At 62.2% G+C, this 25,977-nt stretch carries 29 protein-coding genes; 12 read left to right on the top strand and 17 right to left on the bottom strand.

All coding sequences use genetic code 11. The annotated features are described in order from the left end of the window. The first annotated feature begins 51 nt into the window (after window positions 1-51). Complete coding sequence (locus NHF53_RS19300) at window positions 52-1,005, top strand: esterase-like activity of phytase family protein (RefSeq protein ID WP_374591279.1); 954 nt, start codon at window positions 52-54, stop codon at window positions 1,003-1,005. A gap of 52 nt (window positions 1,006-1,057) precedes the next feature. On the opposite strand, the gene NHF53_RS19295 is transcribed toward NHF53_RS19300, so the two are convergent. Both NHF53_RS19295 and rpmB read right to left on the bottom strand, forming a co-directional pair. Further along, window positions 1,058-1,693 (bottom strand): queuosine precursor transporter, encoded by a 636-nt coding sequence (locus NHF53_RS19295; protein WP_252835641.1) that lies wholly within the window; start codon window positions 1,691-1,693, stop codon window positions 1,058-1,060. 110 nt (window positions 1,694-1,803) lie between these two features. After that, window positions 1,804-2,094, bottom strand: a complete 291-nt coding sequence (gene rpmB / locus NHF53_RS19290; protein WP_112686577.1) for a 50S ribosomal protein L28 — start codon at window positions 2,092-2,094, stop codon at window positions 1,804-1,806. A gap of 242 nt (window positions 2,095-2,336) precedes the next feature. Here rpmB and NHF53_RS19285 point away from each other — a divergent pair, with 242 nt between their 5' ends. Genes NHF53_RS19285 through NHF53_RS19275 form a run of 3 tightly spaced genes read left to right on the top strand, consistent with a single transcriptional unit; the run spans window position 2,337 to window position 4,708 of the window. Then, entirely contained in the window at window positions 2,337-3,113 is a 777-nt protein-coding gene (locus tag NHF53_RS19285; protein ID WP_252835640.1) for a DUF3108 domain-containing protein, read from the top strand. A gap of 40 nt (window positions 3,114-3,153) precedes the next feature. Next, window positions 3,154-4,035 (top strand): DMT family transporter, encoded by an 882-nt coding sequence (locus NHF53_RS19280; RefSeq protein ID WP_252835639.1) that lies wholly within the window; start codon window positions 3,154-3,156, stop codon window positions 4,033-4,035. Window positions 4,036-4,051: 16 nt separating this feature from the next. Next, a complete protein-coding gene (locus NHF53_RS19275) occupies window positions 4,052-4,708 on the top strand; it encodes a lysoplasmalogenase (protein ID WP_252835638.1) in 657 nt (218 codons plus the stop codon). On the opposite strand, the gene NHF53_RS19270 is transcribed toward NHF53_RS19275, so the two are convergent. Both NHF53_RS19270 and gloB read right to left on the bottom strand, forming a co-directional pair. Further along, the gene (locus NHF53_RS19270) at window positions 4,705-5,130 is read right to left on the bottom strand and encodes a cupin domain-containing protein (protein WP_252835637.1); all 426 of its coding nucleotides are present in this window, start codon (window positions 5,128-5,130) and stop codon (window positions 4,705-4,707) included. The two genes, NHF53_RS19275 and NHF53_RS19270, sit on opposite strands and share 4 nt — an antisense overlap. Continuing rightward, complete coding sequence (gene gloB, locus NHF53_RS19265) at window positions 5,130-5,900, bottom strand: hydroxyacylglutathione hydrolase (RefSeq protein ID WP_252835636.1); 771 nt, start codon at window positions 5,898-5,900, stop codon at window positions 5,130-5,132. Before gloB ends, NHF53_RS19270 begins: the two co-directional genes overlap by 1 nt. Window positions 5,901-5,983: 83 nt before the next feature. Between gloB and NHF53_RS19260 the strand changes: the two genes are divergently transcribed. The 3 genes from NHF53_RS19260 (at window position 5,984) to NHF53_RS19250 (ending at window position 8,881) form a co-directional block, all read left to right on the top strand. Beyond that, window positions 5,984-6,733 carry a class I SAM-dependent methyltransferase gene (locus NHF53_RS19260; protein WP_252835635.1) on the top strand — a complete coding sequence of 250 codons (750 nt, stop codon included), beginning with the start codon at window positions 5,984-5,986 and terminating at the stop codon, window positions 6,731-6,733. A 121-nt stretch (window positions 6,734-6,854) separates the two neighbouring features. Further along, window positions 6,855-7,949 (top strand): histidinol-phosphate transaminase, encoded by a 1,095-nt coding sequence (hisC, locus tag NHF53_RS19255; protein WP_252835634.1) that lies wholly within the window; start codon window positions 6,855-6,857, stop codon window positions 7,947-7,949. Then, window positions 7,949-8,881, top strand: coding sequence for a prephenate/arogenate dehydrogenase family protein (locus tag NHF53_RS19250; RefSeq protein ID WP_252835633.1), 933 nt, complete (start codon window positions 7,949-7,951; stop codon window positions 8,879-8,881). The genes hisC and NHF53_RS19250 overlap by 1 nt, the downstream gene beginning before the upstream one ends. Before the next feature lie 3 nt (window positions 8,882-8,884). Here NHF53_RS19250 and NHF53_RS19245 read toward each other — a convergent pair whose 3' ends face one another. Continuing rightward, complete coding sequence (locus NHF53_RS19245; RefSeq protein ID WP_252835632.1) at window positions 8,885-9,904, bottom strand: DUF2125 domain-containing protein; 1,020 nt, start codon at window positions 9,902-9,904, stop codon at window positions 8,885-8,887. Between the two features lie 38 nt (window positions 9,905-9,942). On the opposite strand from NHF53_RS19245, the gene NHF53_RS19240 reads away from it, so the two are divergent. Further along, window positions 9,943-10,482, top strand: a complete 540-nt coding sequence (locus tag NHF53_RS19240) for a gamma-glutamylcyclotransferase (RefSeq protein WP_114362941.1) — start codon at window positions 9,943-9,945, stop codon at window positions 10,480-10,482. 19 nt (window positions 10,483-10,501) lie between these two features. Here the strand turns inward: NHF53_RS19240 and NHF53_RS19235 are convergent, their stop codons facing one another. The 4 genes from NHF53_RS19235 to ftsE form a co-directional block, all read right to left on the bottom strand. After that, window positions 10,502-11,308: a 1-acyl-sn-glycerol-3-phosphate acyltransferase gene (locus NHF53_RS19235; protein WP_252835631.1), complete on the bottom strand. Its 807-nt coding sequence runs from the start codon at window positions 11,306-11,308 to the stop codon at window positions 10,502-10,504. 71 nt (window positions 11,309-11,379) lie between these two features. Next, a complete protein-coding gene (locus NHF53_RS19230; protein ID WP_252835630.1) occupies window positions 11,380-12,090 on the bottom strand; it encodes a YdcF family protein in 711 nt (236 codons plus the stop codon). Window positions 12,091-12,171: 81 nt separating this feature from the next. Further along, on the bottom strand, window positions 12,172-13,179 hold the full coding sequence (locus tag NHF53_RS19225) for an ABC transporter permease (RefSeq protein ID WP_252835629.1): 1,008 nt from the start codon (window positions 13,177-13,179) through the stop codon (window positions 12,172-12,174). Continuing rightward, window positions 13,172-13,831, bottom strand: coding sequence for a cell division ATP-binding protein FtsE (gene ftsE, locus NHF53_RS19220; RefSeq protein ID WP_252835628.1), 660 nt, complete (start codon window positions 13,829-13,831; stop codon window positions 13,172-13,174). The genes NHF53_RS19225 and ftsE overlap by 8 nt, the downstream gene beginning before the upstream one ends. Window positions 13,832-14,029: 198 nt before the next feature. On the opposite strand from ftsE, the gene NHF53_RS19215 reads away from it, so the two are divergent. From NHF53_RS19215 to NHF53_RS19205, 3 genes are all read left to right on the top strand, one after another. Next, entirely contained in the window at window positions 14,030-14,716 is a 687-nt protein-coding gene (locus NHF53_RS19215) for a hypothetical protein (RefSeq protein WP_252835627.1), read from the top strand. A 74-nt stretch (window positions 14,717-14,790) separates the two neighbouring features. Beyond that, the gene (gene hpt / locus NHF53_RS19210; protein WP_114362947.1) at window positions 14,791-15,345 is read left to right on the top strand and encodes a hypoxanthine phosphoribosyltransferase; all 555 of its coding nucleotides are present in this window, start codon (window positions 14,791-14,793) and stop codon (window positions 15,343-15,345) included. A gap of 117 nt (window positions 15,346-15,462) precedes the next feature. After that, window positions 15,463-15,822: a response regulator gene (locus NHF53_RS19205; protein WP_114362948.1), complete on the top strand. Its 360-nt coding sequence runs from the start codon at window positions 15,463-15,465 to the stop codon at window positions 15,820-15,822. A 21-nt stretch (window positions 15,823-15,843) separates the two neighbouring features. On the opposite strand, the gene NHF53_RS19200 is transcribed toward NHF53_RS19205, so the two are convergent. The 4 genes from NHF53_RS19200 to argH all read right to left on the bottom strand — a co-directional run bounded on the left by NHF53_RS19200 (window position 15,844) and on the right by argH (window position 21,563). Continuing rightward, complete coding sequence (locus NHF53_RS19200) at window positions 15,844-18,441, bottom strand: TIGR02302 family protein (RefSeq protein ID WP_252835626.1); 2,598 nt, start codon at window positions 18,439-18,441, stop codon at window positions 15,844-15,846. A 148-nt stretch (window positions 18,442-18,589) separates the two neighbouring features. After that, complete coding sequence (gene lysA, locus NHF53_RS19195) at window positions 18,590-19,858, bottom strand: diaminopimelate decarboxylase (protein WP_252835625.1); 1,269 nt, start codon at window positions 19,856-19,858, stop codon at window positions 18,590-18,592. A gap of 11 nt (window positions 19,859-19,869) precedes the next feature. Continuing rightward, window positions 19,870-20,028: a lipoprotein gene (locus NHF53_RS19190; protein ID WP_252836008.1), complete on the bottom strand. Its 159-nt coding sequence runs from the start codon at window positions 20,026-20,028 to the stop codon at window positions 19,870-19,872. Window positions 20,029-20,159: 131 nt separating this feature from the next. Beyond that, a complete protein-coding gene (argH, locus tag NHF53_RS19185) occupies window positions 20,160-21,563 on the bottom strand; it encodes an argininosuccinate lyase (RefSeq protein WP_252835624.1) in 1,404 nt (467 codons plus the stop codon). Between the two features lie 24 nt (window positions 21,564-21,587). Here argH and NHF53_RS19180 point away from each other — a divergent pair, with 24 nt between their 5' ends. After that, on the top strand, window positions 21,588-22,250 hold the full coding sequence (locus tag NHF53_RS19180) for a redoxin family protein (RefSeq protein ID WP_252835623.1): 663 nt from the start codon (window positions 21,588-21,590) through the stop codon (window positions 22,248-22,250). Between the two features lie 54 nt (window positions 22,251-22,304). Here the strand turns inward: NHF53_RS19180 and NHF53_RS19175 are convergent, their stop codons facing one another. From NHF53_RS19175 to NHF53_RS19160, 4 genes are all read right to left on the bottom strand, one after another. Next, a complete protein-coding gene (locus NHF53_RS19175) occupies window positions 22,305-23,186 on the bottom strand; it encodes a 3-hydroxybutyryl-CoA dehydrogenase (RefSeq protein WP_114362954.1) in 882 nt (293 codons plus the stop codon). Window positions 23,187-23,315: 129 nt separating this feature from the next. Next, on the bottom strand, window positions 23,316-24,245 hold the full coding sequence (locus tag NHF53_RS19170; protein WP_252835622.1) for an electron transfer flavoprotein subunit alpha/FixB family protein: 930 nt from the start codon (window positions 24,243-24,245) through the stop codon (window positions 23,316-23,318). Between the two features lie 25 nt (window positions 24,246-24,270). Beyond that, entirely contained in the window at window positions 24,271-25,020 is a 750-nt protein-coding gene (locus tag NHF53_RS19165) for an electron transfer flavoprotein subunit beta/FixA family protein (RefSeq protein ID WP_112686749.1), read from the bottom strand. 182 nt (window positions 25,021-25,202) lie between these two features. Next, on the bottom strand, window positions 25,203-25,976 hold the full coding sequence (locus NHF53_RS19160) for a rhomboid family intramembrane serine protease (protein WP_252835621.1): 774 nt from the start codon (window positions 25,974-25,976) through the stop codon (window positions 25,203-25,205). Between the last annotated feature and the right edge of the window lies 1 nt (window position 25,977).

Raw genomic sequence — 25,977 nt, 5'->3', positions numbered from 1 at the left:
CCCTCCATCTTCGTCCAGATCGGTGCAGCCCTCTTTGTCGGTGCGGCCCTCATGGTGCATGACGGGGTCGCCGAGGAGCCCGAGCGTATCGCCGTCGCAAGTGCGCCGATCCATTTCTTCGACCGCGCTTCGCAAGCCACTCGTTTCGGGTCGCTCGAATTTCTCGGTGGACTGGAATTGTCCTCCGCAGAGATGGCGTTCGGCGCGTGGTCCTCGATCCGCTTCCTGCCCGATGGGCGGCATTTCATCGGCGTTCTCGATACCGGGCACTGGCTGAAGGGCGAAATCCGGCGTGACGCCGAGGGGCGTCTCTCCGGTCTCGATGATGTATGGCTGACGTCGATGCGGGACGTCGATGGCAGCTACAATCAGAACAAGTGGTCGGTGGACGCCGAGAGTCTCGCGCTTCGCGGTGACGATGTGATCGTCGGTTACGAGCAGCGCCACCGTGTCACCGTCTTTTCCCCGCTTTCCAGCTTTGAGACGGCACTGCCGGGCGAGTCGCTACCCCTGCCGTTCCCGACCGACGAGCTGCGCAACAATGGTGGATTGGAGACGCTTGCACTGTCGCCCGCAGCGAGCCCTCTCGGAGGCGCACTGGTCGCTGTTGCCGAGAAGAGCCGCAACCGCGATGAGTATCGCATCGCCGGCATTCTCGACGGGCCGTTGCGTGGCGCCTTCCGCGTAAGAACGAGTGACGACTTCGATATTACCGACGGGGCCTTCCTGCCCGGCGGTGATCTGCTTCTGCTTCAACGCCGCTTCAATCTCGCCGACGGGGTCGGGATGCGTATCGTCAGGATCCCTGGCGACATGCTAAGGCCGGGAGCCGTCGTCGAGGGACGGACGATTCTCGAAGCTGATCTCGGCTATCAGATCGACAATATGGAAGGGCTGGACGCGGTTCGGGCGGAAGATGGCTCCGTGCATCTCTTTGTGGTGTCGGACGATAACCATTCGATCCTGCAGCGGACGTTGCTTCTGGAGTTCCGCCTTCCCGAATGAAAAATGGCCGCACGGTTCGCGCCGGCGGCCATATCCTGATCGAGGATCCCGATCAGATGCTTTTCAGCGGCGTCGTCGGGCGGACGGTATTCATCAGCGCCCCATAGGGCAGCAACATGACGAGCCCGACAAGCATCTTGACGGCGAAATCGCCGATGGCCCAGGAAACCCAGCGCGGGGCTTCCATGGCGAAGATGCCTAAGATCGGAGCCCAGTCGATCGCGAAATCGTCGTTCGGGCCGATGATGCTGAAGACCACGGCGAAGGACAGCGAGAAGAAAATCACCGTATCCATCACAGAGCCGAAGATCGATCCGAACAGTGGTGCCTTCCACCAGGTCATCCGGCGCAGTCTGTTGAACACGGAAATATCGAGCAACTGGCCGACGAGATAGGCCGACCCGGAAGCAATCGCGATACGAGGCTGCGACGTGGCAAAGGAGAGCCCTACGCCGACCAGGAAGCCGACGAAGACGACCTTGCGGGCGATCGAAGGGCCGAACTGGCGGTTCGTCAGGTCGGTGACCAGGAACGCCACCGGATAGGTGAATGCGCCGTAGGTGAGAATATCCCCGAGCTTGATGCCGGCAAGCTCGCCGGAGAGGGGATACTGGACGAGGATGTTCGATGCGACCACGACGGCCGTCATCAACAGGCTGTAGACGAGAATATAGCGCGTCATCTGCATTTTTTTATCCTGGGTGATGCCACCAGTTGGAGGACTGTTTTCTTGCAAAAGGAAAAGGCCTGGGCGGCGCAAGCCGCACAAGCCTCACATTCCTTTGGACTCGAAGACGCTTACGCGGCTTCGGCGGTCTTCTTGACGATCTGGCGGCGCAGTAGGCGGGCGCGCATGCTCAGTTCCTTCTCGTCGGCCTTCAGCAGGAAGGCGTCGAGACCCCCGCGATGCTCGACCGAGCGCAGGGCAGCCGCCGAAACGCGCAGCCGGAAACGCTGGCCGAGAGCGTCGGAGATCAGGGTGACGTCGCACAGGTTCGGCAGGAACCTACGCTTGGTCTTGTTGTTCGCGTGGCTCACATTGTGGCCCGACTGGACGCCCTTGCCGGTCAATTCGCAACTGCGGGACATGATACACCTATTCTTCTTGGCCATCGGATCGGTGCCGGAAAACCGGTGCGCAATCCAACTAGGCATGATTGGAAAGTTGCGGTTCTATAGTCAGACTGGCTGCGCACGTCAAGCCTGACAGCGGAGATTCCCGCAATTGCGTAGCCGACACGCTATTTTCTTGCCATGTTCTGGTTCAAAGGTAGCCTGCACGGAAGGGAATTCAACCCTCAAAGCTCAGTCTAGGGGCCGGACCAAACTGCATGAAGCGTTATCTCGACGTTCTGACGGTCGCACTCGCAGCGATGACCTTTGCTGCGCCTGCCGGGGCTGACAGCGACATTCGATACGAGACCGAATACAACGTATCGCTCGGCATCCTGCCGATCGCCCATGCCTCGTTCGTTACGAAGGTCCTCAGCAGCGGTTACACCATTTCCGGCGATGTGAGGTCGGCCGGAATCGTCGACGTCATCGCGAAAATCTCGGCTCAGACCAGCGTCTCCGGCGTTCTGATGAAGGACCGGATGCAGGCGTCGCGCTACTCGCTCGTCTACAAATCCAACAACAAGGTTCAGACCTACGATGTGCGCTACCGGAACGGAGACGTCGTCAAGGCTGAGATCACCCCGACACCGAAGCGAAAGCCGCGCAACTGGATCGAGGTCACCGACCGCGACCTCAAGTCGGTGCTGGATCCGATCAGCGGTATGATCGTGCCGGATGGTCAGGACGTTTGTCGCAGGACGCTGCCGATTTTCGACGGCGAGAGCCGGATGGATCTTGTCCTTTCACCAAAAGGGAGCTCGCGCTTTTCGATCGGTGATGTCGAGGGGGAGGCGATCGTCTGCGCCATTCGTTACATTCCGAAATCCGGTTTCCGTAAGGGGCGCAAGGACATCGAGTATCTGCGTCAGGCGACCGACATGGAAATCTGGTTTGCCAAGACGGCACTACTCAAGGTATACGCTCCGGTCTACGCCCGTGTGCCGACGCGCATGGGGCCGCTCTATATCAGGGCCGTAAAGTTCGACGGTTGACGTCACCGCGGGATCGCCAACGCCCCGCAAAGGGGGGAAGGTGAGAACTAGGGCAACGCTGATCGGGTTTACGGCCATTCTCATGTGGTCGTTCCTGGCTTTCTTTACTGCCGCATCGGGCAAGATGCCGCCATTTCAGTTGTCGGCAATCGCTTTCGCCATCGGCAGCTTGCCGAGCATCGTGGCCTTCGCCGTCAGGCCGGAACGTCTGAGGTCGCTAAGACAGCCTCTGAAGGTTTGGGTGACCGGCGTCGCCGGTCTCTTCGGCTATCACTTCCTCTACTTCACGGCGTTGCGGAACGCGCCGGTCGTCGAAGCCGGACTGATCGCCTATCTCTGGCCGTTGCTGATCGTCGTGGGATCGGCGCTGCTGCCGGGAGAACGGTTGCGCTGGTACCATGTGGTCGGTGCTCTTGCCGGTCTTTCGGGCACCGTCCTGATCGTCGGCAAGGATGGCGTCGACTTCGATCCCGCCTATCTTCTCGGCTACTCGGCGGCCTTCCTCTGCGCCTTCACCTGGTCGGGATATTCGCTGCTGACTCGTCGTTTCGATGCCGTCTCGACGGACGTGGTCACGGGGTTCTGCCTCGCGACGTCGGTTCTTTCCCTCGTCTGTCATCTGCTGCTGGAGACCACTGCATGGCCAACCGACGCTTGGGAATGGCTGGCGGTGGTCGGGCTGGGGCTCTTCCCTGTCGGAGCAGCCTTCTATGCGTGGGACTACGGCGTCAAGAATGGCGACATCCAGATTCTCGGTGCATCGAGCTACGCGGCACCGCTGCTCTCGACACTGATCCTCGCTCTTTTCGGGTTCGCAGAGCCGAACCTGCGCATTGTGCTTGCCTGCCTCCTGATTACCGGCGGCGCTGTTCTTGCCGCGCGCGAAATGTTCCGGCGGCGACCGGCTCCGGTCGCCGGCTGATCGACGGGGTGGGAGTGTGGATATCGCGACTGGTGCCTGGCTGTTGTTGTCGGTAGTCTTCGGGCTGTCCTATCTCCGCCTTCTCAACGATCCGACAAGCACCCTTCGAACGGTTGTGAAGACCTTGCCGGTGCTGTTGCTCGCAGGTTTTGCCTGGTCGGCCGAAGCGCCGAAGCTTCTTCTCGCCGCACTGTTGCTCAGCGCGGCAGGCGATGCCTTTCTCGCGCACGACGGGGAGAGGGCTTTCGTCGGCGGACTCGCCGCCTTCCTGCTCGCCCACCTGATGTATGGTGCACTCTTCGTTTCCGTGGCGGCTCCGTCCATCGTGTTGAGTGAAGCCTGGCGAATACCCGCCGGCGCCGTGTCGGCGGTGGCGATTGCAATCGTTCTTCCCTTGGTCAGGAGGTACGCAGGCCCGCATCGCATGGCCGTATCCGTCTACGGCATCATTATCCTCGGGATGGCGCTGCTCGCCTTGCTCGTTCCGGCGCCGACCGTCTTTGTCGGGGCTGCCGTCTTCATGAGCTCGGATGCCGTGCTCGCCTGGCGCAGGTTCGTGCTGAAGTCAGACGGCGCCTTGCGCCGGGCAGCCTCCTACTATGTCTGGATCAGCTATTTCGCAGCCCAGTGTATTCTGACCTGGGCGCTTGCAAGTGTCGCCGCGGGCCTCTAGCCCTGCCCCGGCGACCATCCGGGCGGCGCCATCTCGAAGGCGGAGAACTGAAAGCCCGGTGCAACGGTGCAGCCGACAAGCGTATAGGTGCCGAGACTTTCGGCGGCTTGCCAGCAGTTGGCCGGGATCACTGCCTGAGGGCGTTCTCCGGTCAACACGGCAGGGCCGAGGCGGATCGTCTCCACGGTCATTCCGTCGGGGGCGTGGCGGAGCGCGAGCGGCGCTCCGGCATAGTAGTGCCAGACCTCCGCCGCATCCCTGACGCGATGCCAGTGCGACCGCTGGCCGGCCGTCAGCAGATAATAGATCGCGGTGGAATGGCCCCGGCCTACGTCAGCCGCATCGCGAAAGGTTTCCGCATACCAACCGCCTTCGGGATGCGGCTGCATTCCAAGGGCTGCGACGATGTCCTCGGCGCGCATCAGAAGTGATCCTTGCGCCGGCGGATCTCCGCAAAGACCTCCTCGTTGGTCCGGCCTTCCATCAAGAGATTCCGGCGGATTTCCGGGTCGGCCGCGCGGAGGAAAGGATTGGTTTCCTTCTCGAGCCCGATCGTCGTCGGGATCGTGAACTTGCCTTCCGCCCGCAGCCTCTCGATCTCGCCGGCGCGCACTTTCAGGCGCTCGTTGTCCGGGTCGATGGTCAGGGCGAAGCGCGCATTCGTCAGCGTGTATTCATGGCCGAAATAGACTGCTGTCTCGTCCGGCAGGGCTGCAAGCTTCTGCAGCGAGTGCCACATGTCGGCCGCCGGGCGCTCGAACAGTCGGCCGCAGCCGAGGGCGAAGAGCGTGTCTGCGGCGAACAGCAGCTTGCTGTCCGGGAAATGATAGCAGACGTGCCCGGCGGTGTGACCGGGGGTCTCGATTACCTGAACGACATGGCCTCCGAAATCGAAGGTATCTCCGTCACCCACCGCCCGGTCGATCCCGGGAATCGCAACGGCCTCGTTGCGAGGCCCGATGATCTCGCAGCCATAGCGATCCTTGAGGGCAAGATTGGCCTCGACGTGATCGCCGTGGTGATGTGTCGTCAGGATGTGGGTGATATTCCACCCCCGTCGCTCCGCCATGGCAACGATCGGAGCGTATTCCGGCGCGTCGATCGAGGCCGTGAGATTGCTCTCGTGGCAGTGGAGAAGGACTCCGAAATTGTCGCTGCGGCACAGGAAGATTTCGAGTTCCAGAGCTTTCATGAGGTCGGTCCGTCTCTGCTTCGTCGCGCGGAATGTAACGTCTTTGGCCTTGAAGTCCAATCCGCGCCTGATATCAATTGCTCATGCACGTCGATATCGTCGATCTCCGCCAGTTCTACCATTCGCGGCTCGGGCGGATGGCCGAGCACTCGATCGCGATGGCGCTCGCGTCGCTTTGGAGTCGGCTACCGCAGGAGCGGCTCGTGGGGCTCGGTTATTGCGTTCCGTTCCTGGATCGCTTCCGGACCGATACCGAGAGAACCTTCGCCTTCATGCCGGCTGGACAAGGCGCGGTGAACTGGCCCGTCGGGGAGCCCTCGGCCACGGCCCTGGTCTTTGAGGAGGAGTTGCCTCTTCCGGACTCATCAATCGATCGTTTGTTGATGGTTCACTCGCTCGAATTCGTTGAAGACCCGCGCGAGACCCTCAAGGAAATCTGGCGCGTGCTGGCGCCGGGCGGACGGCTGGTGATCGTGGTACCGAACCGGCGCGGGGTATGGGCGCGGATGGAACACACGCCTTTCGGCTCGGGCCGCCCCTATTCTCGTGGCCAGCTCACCACCTTGTTGCGGGAGACAAATTTCACCCCCGGGGCAAGCGCCGAGGCACTGTTTTTTCCGCCGTCGAAGATACGGGCCGTCCTGCGGCTGCGGCGAAGTTTCGAGCGGGTGGGCCGCTTCATCTGGCCGGCCTTTTCCGGGGTCATCATCGTCGAGGCACAGAAGAGGCTCTACCAGGGCCTTCCGGTGAAGGCGCGCGCTTCCCGTCGCGTATTCGCTCCCGCCCTGGCTCCGCGTGGTGTGCCGACCGCCCGGCTGCCGGCCGACGTGTGAGCCTTTCCGGCAGGCGTCGAACCCTCGACAAATGGCGGTTTCCGTTCTAATGGCTCTGAATCCGAAGGCCGCGCATCCGCCCGGTTTTTCTCACGTTATCAGCAGTTCGACGAGCAGCGACATGACCAAGCCTACGCCGCGTCCCGGAATTCTCGACATCGCCGCCTATGTGCCGGGCAAGGAGCATGCTCCGGGCGTCGAGCGTGTGTTCAAGCTCTCGTCCAACGAGACGCCGCTCGGACCCAGTCCGAAAGCCATAGAGGCCTTCAAGCAGAGCGCCGACCATCTCGAGCTTTACCCGGACGGGCAGGCAACAGCCCTGCGCGAGGCGATCGCCGAGGTCCATGGCTTGAACATGGCCAACATTCTCTGTGGCAACGGTTCGGACGAGTTGCTCGGCCTTCTCTGCCATGTCTATCTCGGACCGGGCGACGAGGGCATCATCACCGAGCACGGCTTCCTCGTCTACAAGATCCAGATCATGGGTGCCGGGGCCACACCGGTGGTGGTGAAGGAAAAGAGCTGCACCGTCGACGTCGACGCCATTCTCGCCGCCATCACCGAAAAGACGAAGATCGTCTTCATCGCCAATCCCGGCAATCCGACCGGGACCTACGTTCCGGTCAGCGAAATCCGCCGCCTTCAGGCCGGGCTGCCGGCTCACGTCGTCCTCGTCCTCGACGCCGCCTACGCGGAATATGTTCGCCGCAACGATTACGAGGCCGGCATAGAGCTTGTTTCGGGCAATCGGAACGTCGTCATGACCCGCACCTTCTCGAAGGCCTACGGCCTTGCCACGCTGCGTATCGGCTGGATTTTTGCCCCTGCGGAGATCGTGGACGCCATGAACCGCGTGCGCGGCCCCTTCAATCTCAATGCGCCGGCGATTGCCGCGGGTGCTGCGGCGATACGGGATCAGGCGTTCGTCGAAACGGCAGTGGCTCACAACCGGCTCTGGCTGGATAGGGTGACGGAGGCACTCAAGGAGATGGGTCTCGAAGTGACGCCTTCGGTCACGAATTTCGTGCTCATTCATTTCCCGGATGCCGAGGGCAAACGTGCCCCGGACGCGGATGCCTTCCTCACCAGCCGCGGCTATATCCTTCGTGCCGTCCGTGGCTACGGGTTTGCCAATGCACTGCGGATGACGATCGGCGGTGAAGAAGCCAATCTCGGCGTGATCGACGCACTCCGTGAGTTCATGGGACGCAACTGATGACAGAGGTCCATTTCGACAAGATCGCGCTTATCGGCATCGGTCTCATCGGTTCCTCCATTGCACGCGACGTGAAGGACCAGGGGCTGGCCGGCGAGATCGTGATCTCGACGCGTTCGGCGGATACGCTCAGACGAGCGGAGGAATTGGAACTCGGCAACAGTTACACGCTCTCCGCTGCCGAGGCCGTCGAGGGCGCCGACCTCGTCATCGTCTCCGTTCCGGTCGGCGCGTCCGAAAGCGTCGCCAAGCAGATCGCGCGGCACCTGAAGCCCGGCGCGATCGTCACCGATGTGGGATCGACAAAGGCGTCGGTCATCGCACAGATGGCTCCGCACGTGCCGCCGGGCGTCCACTTCATACCCGGGCATCCCATCGCCGGCACCGAGAAATCCGGACCGGATGCGGGCTTCTGCGGCCTCTTCAAGGGGCGCTGGTGCATCCTGACGCCGCTGCCGGGGACTGATGCCGAGGCACTCACCCGCCTCAGGGCTTTCTGGGACGCGCTGGGCTCCAAGGTCGACGAGATGGACCCGAAGCATCACGACAAGGTGCTCGCGATCGTTTCCCACCTGCCGCACATCATCGCCTACAACATCGTCGGCACGGCGGACGATCTCGAAACGGTCACGGAATCGGAAGTGATCAAGTATTCCGCATCCGGCTTCCGAGACTTCACGCGTCTTGCCGCGTCAGATCCCACCATGTGGCGCGACGTTTGCCTGCATAACCGAGACGCCATCCTCGAAATGCTGGCGCGCTTCTCGGAAGACCTCGCCTACCTGCAGCGCGCCATCCGCTGGGGGGAGGGCGACAAGCTGTTCGAGCTATTCACTCGCACGCGGGCAATCCGTCGCTCGATCGTCGAAGCGGGTCAGGATGTCGATGCGCCCGACTTCGGCCGTCACGCCCTGGACGAGAAGAAAAGCTGATCATCAGAGCGGCGGAAGGACGCCGATCGGGATGATGCCGACGGAGACGACGCCCTCGTGCAGGCTGAGTTCGGCCGAGCCGGAGTCCCTGCCACCGAAAAGCGCAGTGAGCACCTTCGCCGCATTCGCGAAATTCTCGGCCGAATCCGGGAAGGCGGTAGTCAGAGCGTCTTTCCAGCCCTCGACCTTCTCGAGCTCGAGATGGAGCTTGCCGGAGAGATTGCCATCGTCGCCGACGGACAAAGGACCGCTGACCGTCAGAACGCGCCCCTCTCCGAGGTCGATCACAAGCCGGCGGATTTCGCCCTTGCTGCCGTAAAGCTCCGTCGCGGCCGCGTTACGGACCAGATCGAGAAGGGTAGCCTTGCCAAGCATCGTCACGTCGACGCTCGCGGAGATGGGTGGGAGGGCGAGTTGCGTAGCGCTCGGGAGCGCTACGACCGCGTTTTTCACCAGGGCGGCGGCGTCGAGGTCCTCTCCGTTGCGGCGGACATGGAATTCGCCGTGCTCGCTTTGCACGGAAACGGTTCTGCCGTCAGCCACCGCCGTGGTGTCGACCTTCAACCCTTCGGCGACAAGTGAAGAGCGAGACAGGCCGTCGAACCAGGCGCTGACGCTGGAGCGCAGGTTGTCCCATTGTAGCGAGAAGGAGAAGCCGAGGGCCGATCGCAATTCCGCCGGACTATCCATCTCCCATACGAAATGGCTTGGCGCGTAAACCTGTGCGGCGGAACGGAACGCGCCGAGGGATGCAGAAATGCCGTTGAAACGATCATCCACAGTGATTGCCGAACAGAAGAGGCCGATCCGGAAGGGATAGCCGCGGATATCCATGTCCTTGCAACGAACCTCCGCTCCCGCGGCATTTCCGCCGCTGAGGAGTTCTGCAACGCGCTTCTGCATCATGGTTGCAGCGAGCATCCAGCCTCCGCTATAGACGGCTGCCGCGACTACGACGAGTATGCCGAGCAGGAAGACTTTCCGCGTCACCGTTGTCTGACCGGATCGGGTTGACGAGGTCATCGGGCACTCCATGATGGGAACGATTTCAAACCACTGAGATGATGTCGGATATGGACGAATTTTGGGTCTTTGGCTACGGATCGCTGATGTGGAACCCGGGCTTCCCATTTGTGGAGAAGGTGCACGGACGGGCTTTCGGTTATCGGCGCTCGCTCTGCGTCCATTCCTGGGTGCATCGGGGAACCGAAGAGAGACCGGGTCTGGTGCTGGGGCTCGATCGCGGTGGCTCGTGCCGCGGCGTCGCCTTCCGTGTCGCTGCGTCGGAGCGGGACGCGACGCTCGACTATCTCCGCGAGCGGGAACTCGTCACCCATGTCTACCGGGAGCGCTCGATGCCGATAGCGCTTGACGACGGTCGCACCGTCTCTGCGGTCACTTACGTGGTGGATCGCAGTCATCGGCAGTATGCCGGCGCAATGACCGTTGCCGAGGCCGCGGGCATCGTACGCCATGCCGTCGGGCAATCCGGTCCCAATCAGGCTTATGTCGCCAATACCGTCGCGCATTTGCAGGAGATGGGCATACGGGATCATTGGCTGGAGCAGGTCGTCGAGACGATCGGGCAGCCGGTCGCCTGACCGGCACTGCCGTCGGGCCTCAGTGGTGCTCGCCCGACTTTGTCGCTCCTTTCGCGAGTTCATCGAGCCGTCGCTTCGCCGTCGGTGGCAGCGGAACATGCGGGTTGTCCCTCGCCGTCTCGACCAGCAATTCGTCGCTTGCCGCTTCGAGCACCTGCATGAGTTTCTCGAAGAAGGCATCCGGATCGAGGCCAGGCTCGATCGGAGGCAGAATCCGGACCTTGAAGTGTCCGGGGAAACGAAGGAATTTGCGGCGCGGCCAGAAGAGGCCCGGATGCATTGCCACCGGTACGACCGGCACCTGAAGATCGCGATAGAGCCGGGCGATACCGTATTTGTATACCGGGTGCGCGCCGGGGGGGCGGCGTGTTCCCTCCGGGTAGATAATGAGCTGCCGCCCGTTGCGCATCTCGTCGGACGTTCGGGCCATCACCGCCGCCATGACCTTGCCGCGTGCCCCGCGGTTCACCGGAATCATTCGCTGCTTCTTCGCATACCAGCCGAAGAGGGGGATCCAGAGCAGTTCGCGCTTCAGGATGTAGACCGGGTCGTCGAGCCAGGGCAGCAAGGCGAAGGTGTCCCAGAACGACTGATGTTTCGGCGCCAGAATGTATCCACCCTTGGGGATGTTCTCGAGCCCTTCGATCGTGAATGTCGTGCCGACGATCGTTTTCATCAGCCAGTGGCAGGACAGCGCCCAGTTCTTCGGAATCGAAAATGCCTTCTTGCGCGGCAGCACGAAGTAGATCGGCGAAAGCACGATCATTCGCAGGATGAGATTCAGATAGAAGGCTGTGTTGAAGAGAATGGAACGCAAGGCGATCATGAAAGGCTTCCCGCGGCGTGGTTGCGACGTGCCTATACGAAATCAGGGCGGAGAGAAAGCGCCCCGCGTTATCATTGGACTGATTTGGCGAGCGTCGCGCTCGAGCGCAAACCGTCTCCCATGCTCCAGCCCACGATGCCGCGGGCGAAGGCGACCAGGGTTTTTCCATACTCCGCAAGCAATGTTCGTAGAACGCTGGGGTTCGCGAACCAGTTCGTGGTCTTGAGATCGGAGTTCACGACCGGGTACGCGATGAATTCCGTCGCGCGGTCGATGCGCCGGAGTTCCATGAGACTTCGCGGCATATGATAGTTGTTGGTCACGACCAGAACCCGGGAATATCCACGGTCGTGGATCCAGTGGGATATCTCGTTTGCATTACCGATGGTGTCGAGTGCCTGGTAGCCGATGTCGACGCAGCAATCGAAGAGATCGTTGGAGCTTTGTGTCATCCGTCGGATCTGGGATGGCGTCGTCGCGGGGTGGACACCGGAGATGAGCAAGCGTTTTCCCGAACCACGGCGGAGGAGATCGACTGCCTGGTCGATACGCTGATATCCGCCGGTCAGAACGACGATCGCATCGGCTCGGGGATCCGCGGGCGGTTTCAGTGTCGTCACATGGTCGGCAAAGCGCAGGAAGCCGGCAACGACCACGGCGCAGGCGAATATGGCGATGATGCCGCCATAATGCAGCACGCGACGCAACGGCCCACGCCGCGCGAAGAGGCCGTGCGCGGGACGTTGCCGCGGCATCTTCGGACTTGCTGTAATCCGTGACATCCGACCCATCGTCATGTGTTGTGCATACCGCCCTTTTGCCATGGCGAACAGGCGGCTTTGTGGCAAGTCAACAGGCTTTCCTCAGTCGCTGATCAGTCCGTCCGTGCGCGCCGGATCCGAGCGGATCAGATCGATTTCATAAATGGTCCTGATAACGGTGAAGCGAGCGGTCAGGGTCGTCAGTAACGCTATGACGATCATCGTGGCGAAAATGCCCAGGTACCCCATGAAGCCGATGCTGAAGGTGCCGAAGAGCGCCGCCGTCTGGTCGCTCTCGGGCGTGGCGAGCGATCGGCTCTGCCAGTAGCCTGCCAGCGCGAAGAGCGACGCAGCGGCGAGGCCTCCTGCCGTCGCTCCCTTGAGACTAATCTTCAGGAAGTGCTTCTGGAACTCTTGCGCCACAAACGAGCCCTCGGCACCCACGAAGTGCAGGACCTCGATGATATGGCGGTTGCCGGAGAGCGCACCGCGGGTCGCGAAGACAACGGTCAGCACCATGGCGACGAAGACCAGCAGCAGAATGCCCGAGCCGACGAAGACCGTGGTTCGCGCCATCGAAACGAGACGGTCCACCCAGGTACGGTGATCATCGAGGAAGGCCTGCGGCACCTCCTCTTTCAGGAGCGCGCGCATCGCGGCGAAGTCCGGCGGATGCGTCTCGTCGATTGTGATGATGATGAGGCGCGGTACGGGAAGGTCGTTGATGTCGAGCCCGCTGCCCAGCCAGGGCTCAAGGAGGCGAGCGGTCGCATCGTCGTCCATGATCGTGCCGTCCTTGGTGCCGACGAAAGTCAAGGCAAGGTCGCGGGCGCGCACCAGTGCCTTGTTCATGTCGAGACCGTCCTCGGGCTTGATCTGTATGGTGATCTCACGCGAGATCTGGCTCTGCCAGCCCGCGGCGGTCGCCCGCACCATGCTGACGGCTCCGAGCGTCAGGCAGGCGAGAAAGGCCATGATGGCGATCACCACCATCAGCGCATTTCCCTGAATGTTGGAGGCAGGCAGGATCGGGGCCGTGGGGCGGACATGCATTTCCGTCCGACGCTGCGGCTGCTTGCTGCGAGGAAGCGGGCGTTGCAGGTCAGTCATAGATTTCCAACCGTCCGTCGGTGAGGATCATGCGGCGCGCGTCGACCTGGTCCATCAACGAGAAATCATGCGTGGCGATGACGACCGCGGTGCCAAGACGATTGAGTTCCAGAAAGAGGCTCAGCAGGCGTCGTGCCATCGGTGGATCGACATTGCCCGTCGGCTCGTCCGCGAGCAGGATTTCCGGGCGGTCGATCAGTGCCCGGGCGATCGCCACGCGCTGCTTCTCACCGCCGGAGAGGACCGGGGGCAGCACATTGATGCGCTCACCGAGGCCGACCCATTTCAGGAGCTCGATGACATCGTTTCGATATGCGGCCTCCTCCTTGCCGCGAACCCTCAGGGGCAGCGCGACGTTCTCGTAGGTCGTGAGGTGATCGAGAAGCTGGAAATCCTGGAATACGATGCCGACGCGTCGCCGCAACATTGGCAGCTCGCCGCGTGGAATCTGTGTCACGTCGCGACCGAAGCTGCGGATGAGCCCGCGTGTCGGTTGCAGCGACATGAAGAGCAGACGCAACAGCGTCGTCTTGCCGGCTCCCGAGGGGCCGGTCAGGAACTGGAAGGAGCGCTTCGGGATGTCGAAGGTGAGATCTCTCAGGATCTCCGGTCCCATTCCATAGCGCAGGCCGACGTTTTCGAAATGAATCAACGGACAGGTCCGGTCTGACAGTGCTCGAGTTCTGGCGACTTGTTAACGCACTCGGTTAACAGACGGTAAACTGGCGTCGAAAGACGGCCTTCCAGGCAGATCTTTGCGAAGCATTAACCATTCAAATTTACGACTGGAGAGGATTCGTTTCAATGGCCTGTTTTGCGGCGCCTTGATGGGCCGCGCAGCGAGGGCAAGATGAGCGCATTCCGCAATCACAGACGGACGGCCGAGGCGACCATCGACCTGCTGCCGCCGGAGCGCCCTGCCCGGGGAGCGCGCCCTTCCACGCGCCGTGCATCCGTCACCGATGTTCTCGATGCGCAGTTCATCACCATCGCGAAGACCGACCGCGCGACCGTTGCGCGGAGCTGGTGCAACGACAATCACGATGCTCGGCAGGCAAGGCCGATCCGTCGTCGCGAGTCCCTCTTTTCCACTGTGGTCAGCAGGCTGGTCACGGGCATCGAGGGAGCCCTCGGACGCCTGTCTGACAGACACTTCGCGGTTCTTGTGGCTGCTGTCTTCGGCTGTGTCTTCGCCGTCGCGGGTCTGCTTGCCACGCCGGAACAAGCCCTGCCTGTGCGCGTCGCCGCGCTCGACATCACGCATGTTACGCTCACGCCGCAAGACGCAAACGGAATGCGGGTGCTGCTGGTGAACGCGATCATCGAAAATCGCGGCCCGGAGCAGAAGCGAATACCGCGGGTTCGGGCGGACCTCATTTCCGGCGGGCAGGTCGTGGCCAGCACCTTTATCGACGGCCCTGCCGGATCGATCGACGCCGGCGAAAGCCGCGGCCTTGCCGCGCGTCTTCGGCATCCCGGTGGAAAATTACCGGAATTGCGGCTTTCTTTCGCGGAAGCGGATGCTCATAGCATCTGATTGTGCTATCGCCGGGCGGCAAGCATGTCGGCAACCACATGTCGTCGACGGTCTTTCGTCCCATGGAGTGAAGTATGCCGATCGTCCGCGGAAAGAACATCGAGCCCCTCTATACCGCCGAGCAGATTGCCGAGCGCAATCGTCAACTCGCCGCGGAGATCGCCAGCGGCCCCTGCGAGGATCTCCTGGTCATCTCGGTTCTCAAGGGCTCCTTCATCTTCGCGGCTGATCTCATTCGGGCTCTGCATCATGCCGGACTGGCGCCGGAGGTCGAGTTCATCACGCTGTCCAGCTATGGCACAGGCACCGTTTCCCAGGGGGTGCGGATCATCAAGGACATCGACAGCGATGTGCACGGTCGCAACGTCCTGCTGATTGACGACATCCTGGAGTCGGGGCGCACGCTGCTGTTTGCCAGGACGTTGATGTACGAGCGTGGCGCACGCAACGTCTCTATTGCGGTTCTCCTGGACAAGAAGGTGAAGCGCAAGGAAGTGTTCGAGGCCGATTATGTCGGTTTCGAGTGCCCGGATTACTTCGTCGTCGGCTACGGTATGGACGTGGCCTACGCGTTCCGCGAGTTACCCTTCGTCGGCGTCGTGACCGGCGAGGCGGAAGGCGCAGCCTAGTCCGCTTCTGCAAAGCTCCTGTTAACCATCTCGCTGTCACCGGCCGTTTCCGTTTACCGATCGAAAAGGAAACTCTGGTGACTTGCAGCGACATGAACGGATGACGGGAGCATGCCCATGGCAAGGATTCTGATAACGGAAGACGAGGACTCACTGCGCTCGTTCGTCGCCCGTGCATTGAGACTCGACGGGCACGACACCGCAGAGGCAGCGGACGGAGCCGAAGGACTGGAAAGACTCGGTGACGGCGCTTTCGACCTTTTGCTATCCGATATCCGTATGCCGGTGATGGACGGCATCGAACTCGCGCACCGTGCCTCGTCGGCGTTTCCAAACCTGAAGATTCTGCTGATGACTGGCTATGCCGAACAGCGGGAGCGCGCAGACGACCTGATGACGAAGGTGGTCGACGTGGTCGACAAGCCGTTCTCGCTTCTCGATATCCGCAAGGCCGTGGCCCAGGCACTCGCGATCTGAGGCAAGGACGACGTCCGCCGCCTACTGGATGTCCAGCAACCGTTCCAGATAGCGCCGTTCCAGTTCGGGACTGAGATTGTCGCCGAGTTTCTCGCGGATCGCCTCGAGGATCTCCCGGGCTCTCTGGACGTCGATCTCGTCCGGGACCTTCACGTCGTTGCCGAATTCCGGGCCGTCGGTCGGACGGGGACGCCCGAGCGGATCGCGACCGGTCTGGTCACCCTGCTGCGTCCCCTGGCCCTGACCCTGGCTACGCATCGCCTGCATCATCTGTCCCATCATGTCGCGCGCACCCTGACGCAGCGCTTCCAGCGCTTTGCCTTGTCCTTGCACGGCACGTTCTCCCTGGCCTTGGCCCAGGGCCTCTCCGGCACCGCGCATTTCGCGTTCCGCTTGCGCAAAGCCTTCACCCGACTTCACGCCCAGATCGCGCAGGCCATTTTGCAGGTCCCCGAGCTTTCGGCCGAGTGCATCCTGCTGCGCCCGCAGGCTTTTCAGGGCCTCACGTAGTTGTTCTGCGGTCATGTTGTCAGTGGGCGACGGCTGCCCGCCCGGCTGTTGCCGCGGCTCTTCCGTCAATTCACCGTCTTCGCCGTCACCGGGGTCGCCGCGCTGCATGCGATCCTTCAGCGCCTGGTCGAGCTTGAAGGTCTCCTCCATGAGCTTCTGCTGCTCCTGCATCAGCTCGCCGAGCTTGTCGATCTGCTGCTGCACCTGACTGTTCTGTTGCTGGTTGCGCTGTTGCGGTCGCGCGGTCTGGAGATTGTTCATCATCCGCTGCAATTGGGACAACATGTCTCGTGCGGCGTCACGGTTGCCGGAGCGGGCAAGATTCTCGATCTGGTTCAGCATGTTCTCCAGGTCGCGCTGGCGCAGGACGTTCTGCGCCGATTGCTGACGGTCTTCCGAACCGGCATTGGGCTGACGCTCGGCCATCGCCTTCATGAAGTCCTGCATGGCGGCGCGAAGCTCGTCCATGAGTTTCTTGATCTCTTCGTCCGGAGCGTTGCGCTCGAGCGCGTCCTGCAGTGCTTGCTGCGCCTCCCGCAGCTTCCGTTCGGCCAGCGAGAGATCGCCGTCGTCAATTCCGAGAGCGATCTCCCAGATATAGTCGGCGGTGCCCTTCATATCCTCCGATGTGCGTGCGAGCTTCATCCGCGCTTGAGCCGACTGAATCAGCAGGAAATGCGTGAGGCTCGGGATCGTCTCGTCCGCCCTGACGGACAAGGCTTCGTTGAGCGCGATCGCCTTCGGAAGATCACGCGTGTCGAGCGCGAAGACCTGCCGTTCCTCGGCGACGGCCGCAGCAAGCGGCTTGGCGAAGTCTCGCGAAGGCAATGTCATCTCGAAAGGAGCGCTACGTCCCGTCTGGCCGGCGCCGTCCCGCGCAACCAGCGTGATCTTTACCTTCCGTCCGGCGAGAGGATGCTCGGTCAGGTTCCTGCTCGATGTCCCCTTCGGGTCGCGCGGGTTCCGGCGTGGCAGATCGAGCTTGTATTCGGGCGCCGGATAGAGCGGGGTCGCGTTCGGTTCGGCGGCGGTCGGCTCGATTTCGGCGTGTGCCTCGACGAGGCCGTAGTCATCGTGGCCCTTGAAGGCGATCTCGAGAGCACCGTTGACGCTGCGTCGTGGCGTTCCGTCGAACGCGATCTGCGGCGGCTGGTCAGGCGTCACGTCGATGGTCCAGCGGTTCGGACCGACGGCCAGCACGCCGCTCTCGGTGAGTTCCGCCTCGTAGGTCTGTCCGGTGGTTTGGACAGCTTCAGAGGCCGGACCGGCAGCGGGGTTATCTGCCTTGGCAGCTCCGAGCGGTACGGCTTCCGCCGCCGTTGCCGACTGAAACAGGATATGTTCTTCGCCACTGCCTCCGCTCACGCGGATCGTCATTCTGGAGTGCTGAGGGACGTTGACCGCAGAAGGTGCCCCGCTGTCTTCGCCAGAATCGCGGCGCGTCAGGAACACCGGTGCCCTGCCGGTATAAGCCGGCGGCGTGATCCAGGCGTCGACGCGCATGTCTGGCGTCGCAGCGCCGGATGCCGACCAGCGGAAAGCATCGGCCATCGTGCCGGCTCCGTTGGAACCGGAGTAGGCGAAAGCTGTCACCAGGAGCAAAGCAGGGATGGTCCGCAGCGCAAACTTGTCGTGACGCGCGATGTCGGGGCGTGGAGTGCCGGCGTCGAGAGACGCGATCGTCTCGGCCATGCGTCTTTGGTGTTCGCTCCAGAGCGCGCGGGCAAATGGCGTTTCGAAGGCCGGGATATCATCCTGCGCAGCAACCGGCTGATGCGGGAGATGATTTCGCTCCTCAAGCAGTCGGTCAGCCTCATCGGCCCGTGGCCAACGCAGTTTCGCAAAAGGCAACAAGGATGCCAGAAAGCCGAATATGAGAATGAAGACCGTCGCGAGACGGAGCCAGTCGGGAAAGATGCGGTAGAGGCCGAGCCAGCCAAAAGAGACAAACAGTGCCGCGAAGCCGAGCACCGGAAGGAAAAGCGGTACGAGGCGCTCGATAAAGAGGACAAGACGCGCGACCGCACGCTTTGCACGCACGCGGCGCGCAAGCCTGAGATCGGTTCCCAGAGGTGTCGTGCTCTCTCGTTCAGGCAGAGGAGCGTTCATCTGTGCGGTTCTCACTTGGCATCGAACGTCCGGCCGTCGCTTCGGCAGCGACGGACTTGGCGAAACTCAAGGATAGCATTCTTTATGGCGAAGACGAGGGCAAAGCCCCGCCAGTCGCCATTTTCGAAACAGATCGCGTTTGGTCAGGTCAGACGAGCCAGGCAGGCAGCGAATCGAGTTCAATCAAGTCCTCGAAACTGGGGCGCGGACGGATGACGTGGAATTCACCGTCCCTGACGAGCACCTCTGGGATGAGGCGCCGGCTGTTGTAGGTGCTGGCTTGGACGGCGCCATAGGCACCGGCCGAGCCGACCGCGAACAGGTCCCCGGCGCGCGGCATCGCCATTTCGCGGTCGAGCGCAAGATAGTCACCCGTCTCGCAGACCGGGCCCACCACGTCGGCACGAATCCTCGGTGCATTGGCTGCGGAGAGCACGACGGGACGTATCTCGTGGTGCGCGTCGTACAGCGTCGGACGAATGAGATCGTTCATCGCAGCGTCGACGATCACAAACGTCTTGTCGCCACCGTCCTTCACGTAGACCACCTCGGTCACGAGGATGCCCGCATTACCGACGATCAGTCGTCCCGGCTCGGTGACGATGCGGCAGCCGAGGCCGCTCAGTTGCTCCTTGACGATCCTCGCGTAAGCGTCCGGCTCCGGCGGCGGATTGTTGTCGTCGTGATAAGGGATGCCGAGGCCGCCGCCGATGTCCACGTGGTCGATCGCGTGCCCGTCGACACGAAGCGTCGCCACCAGCTCCTTCAGCAGGCGGAAGGCATCCTGGAACGGCTGCAGCTCGGTGATCTGGCTGCCGATATGCATGTCGATGCCCGTCACCTTGATGCCGGGCAACGTGGCGGCATGGGCGTAGACCGCCTGCGCGCGATCGTAGGAGATGCCGAACTTGTTTTCCTTCTTGCCGGTCGAAATCTTGGCATGCGTACGCGCGTCGACGTCCGGATTGATGCGAAACGAGACGTGGGCCACCTTGCCGACCTTCTGTGCCCGCTGGTTCAGCACTTCGAGTTCGGGTTCGGATTCGACGTTGAAGCAGTAGATTCCGGCTTCCAGCGCGAGATCCATCTCATGCACTGTCTTGCCGACGCCGGAAAACATGATGCGTTCGCCCGGGATGCCGGCGGCCAGCGCTCGCCGCAGTTCGCCTTCCGAGACCACGTCCACACCGGCGCCGAGACGCCCCAGTGTCTTGAGCACGGCCTGGTTGGAATTCGCCTTCATGGCGTAGCAAACCATTGCGTCCGTACCTTCGAACGCCTTGGAGAAGACGCGGTAGTGGCGCTCCAGCGTCGCCGTCGAGTAGCAGTAGAAGGGCGTGCCGACTGCTGCGGCAATCGCCGGAACGGGCACGTTCTCGGCGTGTAGGACGCCATCACGATATTCGAAGTGATTCACGCGGGGACCTGTCAGAGAAGAGGATCGAGAACAAAGGGATCGTCCGGAACAGTGGCGTCCTGTTTGGTCGACTGCTTGTTCTGTTCGGCAGCCGGCATGTTCGGCGGATCGAGGTCCGCCTTTCGCCCGCAGCCGGAAAGCGCCGTCGACGCCGCAGCCATCACACCCATCGTCACGAACAAGCTTCGAAGCGCCCTAGCCATCACTTTGCCCAACCGGAAGAACCAATATCTAGCCTCTATCGAAAAAGCGGGGCCTTGTGCACCCTCAATCTCGTGATGCGAACGCAAAAGGAAAGTGATCAGTTGCGCTGGCGCCACCAGGCTATCTGCTTGCGAACCTCGCTCGGGGCCGTGCCGCCGTAGCTCTTGCGGCTGGCGACCGATGCCTCAACCGTCAGCACGTCGAAGACGCCCGCGGTGATCGCGGGGTTGATCGCCTGCAGTTCCGCGAGCGATAGCTCGGCGAGATCGCAGCCCTTGCCTTCAGCGAGAGCCACAGCGCGGCCGGTCACGTGATGGGCCTCGCGGAACGGCAGCCCGGCTTCGCGGACCAGCCAGTCGGCAAGATCCGTCGCTGTCGAGTAGCCGGCACCGGCCGCCGCCCTCATCCGGTCTGCCCGAATGGTCATGTCGCGGACCATGCCGGTCATCGCCGCGAGGGCGAGCTCCAGGCTTTCGGCCGCATCGAATACCTGCTCCTTGTCTTCCTGCATGTCCTTCGAATAGGCGAGCGGCAAGCCTTTCATGACGGTGAGAAGCGCGACGAGCGACCCGTTGATCCGCCCCGTCTTGGCGCGCACGAGTTCGGCCGCGTCCGGATTCTTCTTCTGCGGCATGATCGACGAGCCGGTCGAGAAGGCATCCGAAAGCCGGACGAAGCCGAATTGCGGCGTGGACCAGATCACGATCTCCTCGGCCAGGCGCGAGAGATGGGTGGCCGTAATCGAGGCCATAGCAAGGAATTCAAGCGCAAAGTCGCGGTCCGACACAGTGTCGATCGAGTTGCGGGTCGGCTCGCGGAAGCCCAGAGCCTTGGCGGTCATGTGCCGGTCGATGTCATAGCCGGTGCCGGCGAGCGCCGCCGCGCCGATCGGGCTTTCGTCGAGGTGCTCGATCGCGTGGCGCACACGCTGCCGGTCACGGCCGAACATTTCGACATAGGCCATGCAGTGGTGGCCGAAGGTGACCGGCTGGGCCGTCTGCAGATGGGTGAAGCCCGGCATCACCGTTTCGGCGTGCTCTTCCGCCCGGTCGAGGAAGGCGTTGATCAGCGAGGTCAACGCAATCTCGGTCCTCTGCAGTTCTTCCTTTACCCAGAGGCGGAAATCGAGCGCCACCTGGTCGTTGCGGGAACGCGCGGTATGAAGGCGTCCTGCTGCCGGACCGATCAGGTCGGCAAGCCGGGCCTCGACGTTCATGTGGATGTCTTCGAGGCGACGGGAGAATTCGAAACGGCCGCTTTCGATCTCTGACAGGATCGTGTTCAGTCCGTGAACGATCTTGTCTTTGTCTTCTGCCGTGATGATGCCCTGATGGGCAAGCATGGTCGCGTGCGCTATTGAACCGCGGATGTCCTGGGCATAAAGCTTCTTGTCGAAGTCGATGGAGGCATTTATCTCCTCCATGATGGCTGCGGGGCCAGAGGCGAAACGTCCGCCCCACATCTGGTTGGAGGTCAGCTCGTCCTTGGTGTCCTCGGCCATTTGATGCCCATCCCGGAGATGTTGATGACAGAAAAAAGACCCCTCGGACTTCCTTCCGCCAAGCTGGTTGCGATTGCGGCAGTCGCCGGGATTTTGGCCGGCGCGGCAGCGGTATACGTGAAGCAGACCATGTCTGGCAATGGCGAGCTTGCCGCGGAAGTCAGTCAATGCGCGGGGACAGTCGTCAAGGCGGCGAGCCTGGGGGCCGTCACGACCGGTGAAGTGGCTGCCATGGTCGCCGCCACGGAGCCGCGTTCGATTGCCGGCCTGGCATTCAAGGATGCCGCGCAAAAGGACGTGTCGGTCGAGAATTTCGCCGGCAAGACGGTTCTCCTCAATGTGTGGGCTACGTGGTGCGTGCCATGCCGCGAAGAGATGCCGGCGCTCAACGGACTTCAGGAAAAGATGGGTGGCAAGGATTTCGAGGTCGTCGCCGTCAACATCGATACGGGCGACGCCGAAAAGCCGAAGGCCTTCCTCGCCGAGACCGGCGTCGACAAACTCGGGCTTTATCGCGACAACACGATGGGCGTCTTCAATGCTCTGAAAAAGCAGGGACTGGCCTTCGGCCTCCCGGTGACCCTGCTTGTCGACGAAAAGGGATGTCTGCTCGGCTCGATGAATGGTCCCGCCGCGTGGGATAGCGGCGACGCGCAGGCGCTGATCGCGGCCGCCGTCAAGCTCTGAGCCGCCTGCAGCCGGCGGACATTTGCCCGCGCGGCCTTGTCGTCCTGCTTGACCTCAACGCGTCGGGACCGGCGTCTCGCCGCGATAGTCGTAGAAGCCGCGGCCGGACTTGCGGCCGAGCCACCCGGCCTCGACATATTTCACCAGCAGCGGACAAGGGCGGTACTTGCTGTCGGCCAATCCGTCGTGCAGCACCTGCATGATCGAGAGACAGGTGTCGAGGCCGATGAAGTCGGCCAGCTGCAGCGGGCCCATCGGGTGATTGGCGCCGAGCCGCATAGCGGTGTCGATCGCTTCCACCGTGCCGACACCTTCATAGAGCGTGTAGATCGCCTCGTTGATCATCGGCAGCAGGATGCGGTTGACGATGAAGGCCGGGAAGTCTTCCGCGACCGTGATCGTCTTGTCGAGCGACTGGGCGAAGGCCCTTGCCGTTGCGAAGGTGGTTTCATCGGTGGCGATGCCGCGCACGAGTTCCACCAGCTTCATCACCGGAACCGGATTCATGAAATGGATGCCCATGAAACGTTCGGGGCGATCCGTAGCGGCCGCGAGCCTCGTGATGGAGAGAGACGAGGTGTTGGTGGCGAGCAGGGCTTCGGGTTTGAGAACAGGGCAGATCTGGGCGAAGATCTTGCGCTTGACCGTCTCGTCCTCGGTTGCCGCCTCGATGACCATGTCCATCGGCGCCATGTCGTTGATGTCGGTGGTGCCGGCGATGCGCGCCATGGCAGCCTTGCGATCGTCGTCGGAAAGCTTGCCGCTGTTCACCTGACGGGCAAGGTTGCCGTTGACGGTCGCCAGACCTGCTTCGATCCTCTCCCGGGAAAGGTCGTAGACGGTCACCTTGTAGCCGGCGAGCGCACTGACCTGAACGATCCCGCAACCCATCTGGCCTGCACCTACGACGCCCAAGCTCTTGATTGCCGTTCCCATCGCGCTCTCCTCGCCGCACTCTGTCCCACAAAAATCTGCCGGGCCGACAGTATCGGCCCGGCAAAAATTGATAGACTTGCTCGCTTGATTTTTCCAGCCCTTTCGCAACTGCGAAGGAACTGGTTTCTGTCAAAGCGCCTTTTCGAGTTCGGGAAGAATTTCGAAGAGGTCACCGACGAGGCCGTAATCGGCGACCTGGAAGATCGGTGCTTCCTCGTCCTTGTTGATGGCGACGATGACCTTCGAGTCCTTCATGCCGGCGAGATGCTGGATGGCGCCGGAGATGCCGCAGGCGATATAGAGTTCCGGAGCGACGACCTTGCCGGTCTGGCCGACCTGCCAGTCGTTCGGCGCGTAGCCGGCATCGACGGCCGCACGCGAGGCGCCGACGGCTGCACCGAGCTTGTCGGCCACCGGAAGGATCACCTCCTTGAACTTCTCCGAAGAGCCGAGTGCACGGCCACCGGAGATGATGATCTTGGCGGAGGTGAGTTCGGGACGGTCAGAGGAAGACAGTGCGTCGCCGACGAAAGTCGAGACACCGGGGTTCGCGGCTGCGGCGACGGTTTCCACCGGAGCGGAACCACCCTCTCCGGTGGCCGTGAAGGAGGCCGTGCGCACGGTAATGACCTTCTTGGCGTCGGAAGACTGGACCGTCTGGATGGCGTTGCCGGCATAGATTGGACGCTTGAAGGTGTCGGGCGACAAGACTTCGATGATTTCCGAGACCTGCATCACGTCGAGCAGGGCGGCGACGCGCGGCATGACGTTCTTGCCGATCGACGTTGCGGGCGCAACGATGGCATCATAGCCGCCGGCCAGGGAAACGATGAGGGCCGCGAGCGGTTCCGCCAGATTGTTGGCAAGCGAAGCATCGTCGGCGAGCAGGACCTTGGAGACGCCAGAGAGCTTTGCGGCGGCATCGGCCGCAGCCTTCGCGCCGGAGCCGGCGACGAGCACGTGGACGTCGCCGCCGATCTTGGCTGCGGCGGTCAGAGCCTTCGCGGTCTGGTCGGACAGGGTTGCGTTGTCGTGTTCTGCCAGAAGAAGAATGGCCATGTTGTAAATCTCCTCTCCGGATCCGTTAGAGCACGCCGGCTTCGTTCTTGAGCTTGTCGACAAGCTCGGCGACCGTCTTGACCTTGACACCGGCCTTGCGTCCGCCGGGTTCCTCGGTCTTCAGCACCTTGAGGCGCGGCGTGGTGTCGACGCCGAAATCGGCGGGGGTCTTCTTGTCGAGCGGCTTCTTCTTCGCCTTCATGATGTTCGGCAGCGAGGCATAGCGCGGCTCGTTGAGACGCAGGTCCGTCGTGACGACAGCCGGCAGCTTGACCTCGATCGTCTGAAGGCCGCCGTCGACCTCGCGGGTCACCTTGGCGGAGCCGTCGCCGATCTCGACCTTGGAGGCGAAGGTTGCCTGGGCCCAGCCGAGGAGGGCCGAGAGCATCTGGCCGGTCTGATTGGAATCATCGTCGATCGCCTGCTTGCCGGTGATGACGAGGCCGGGCTGTTCTGCTTCGATCACGCCCTTCAGGATCTTCGCGACGGCGAGCGGCTCGACTGCGTCTTCGGTCTCAACCAGCACGGCACGATCGGCACCCATGGCAAGCCCGGTGCGGAGCGTTTCTTCGGCCTTGGACGGACCGATGGAGACGACGACGATCTCCGAAGCCTTGCCGGCTTCCTTCAGGCGCAGGGCTTCTTCCACCGCGATCTCGTCGAACGGGTTCATCGACATTTTCACGTTGGCAAGCTCGACGCCCGATCCATCGGGCTTCACACGGATCTTGACGTTGTAGTCGACGACCCGCTTGACGGTCACGAGTATCTTCATGGGTTCCTTCCTTCGCTGCTTTCCGCCGAAAAATGCGCCTGAAAGCGGTCCTCCGATTGTCGGTTGGCGACATCGATACGCATTTTTTATCCAAACACAACGTCCCGCGCCCGGTTCGTCGCATCTGTCGGCATGAATAAGTTACGTTTACGTCTACGTCAATGTTGATGACGTCAACTCGGCTACGGCTTCCAGCCGACGGAGTCGCGCGTTTCTCCGTCTGTGGGCGCCGAGGCGATGGAGCGCTGCTCCACTGCCCTCGGAGTGACGATCGCGCGATCGAACAGAGGCACGCCTGGCCGTCGCATGAAGATCACCAGCAGTGCTCCCGCGGCGATGCCTCCAACGTGAGCGCCCCAGGAGACGTTGTCGTCACGGCTGAGACCCAACATCCAGAATTGCTGCCCGATCCAGAAGAGAAGCGGTACGAAGGCGGGCAGCGGGAGCGGGAAACGGAAAAGAACCAGAACCCAGATCCGCACCTTCGGATGCAGCAAAACGTAGGCGGACACCACACCGGCGATTGCGCCGGAGGCGCCGATCAGCGGGCTTTGCGAGGTTGGTACGAGAGCACCGTGGGCGAGGGCGCCAGCCACTGCACAGAGAAGATAGAAGAGCAGGAAGCGGACATGTCCGAGGGCGTCCTCGACGTTGTCGCCGAAGACCCACAGAAAAAGCATGTTCGTGGCAAGGTGAATAGCATTGCCGTGCAGGAAGGCGTAGGTGACCAGCGTCAGTTGATCCGGAACAAGGACGAGCGACGGGTCGAGCACAGCGCTGCCGAAGACCACGGCGGGAATGAAGCCGAGGCCTAGGACGCTTGCCTGGACGACTTCCTGCGACGCCAATGGACCCGTCAGAAGCCAAACGACGACGTTGAGGGCGATCAGCCCATGGGTGACGTATTGCCGTTTTATGTGCTTGAGGCCGTTGCGATCATGGAGCGGGATGAACATT

Origin of the sequence: Ciceribacter sp. RN22 (genome assembly GCF_024054295.1) — a bacterium.
Classification (GTDB): Bacteria; Pseudomonadota; Alphaproteobacteria; order Rhizobiales; family Rhizobiaceae; genus Allorhizobium; species Allorhizobium lividum.
This window is presented reverse-complemented; position numbering and strand designations above follow the sequence as displayed.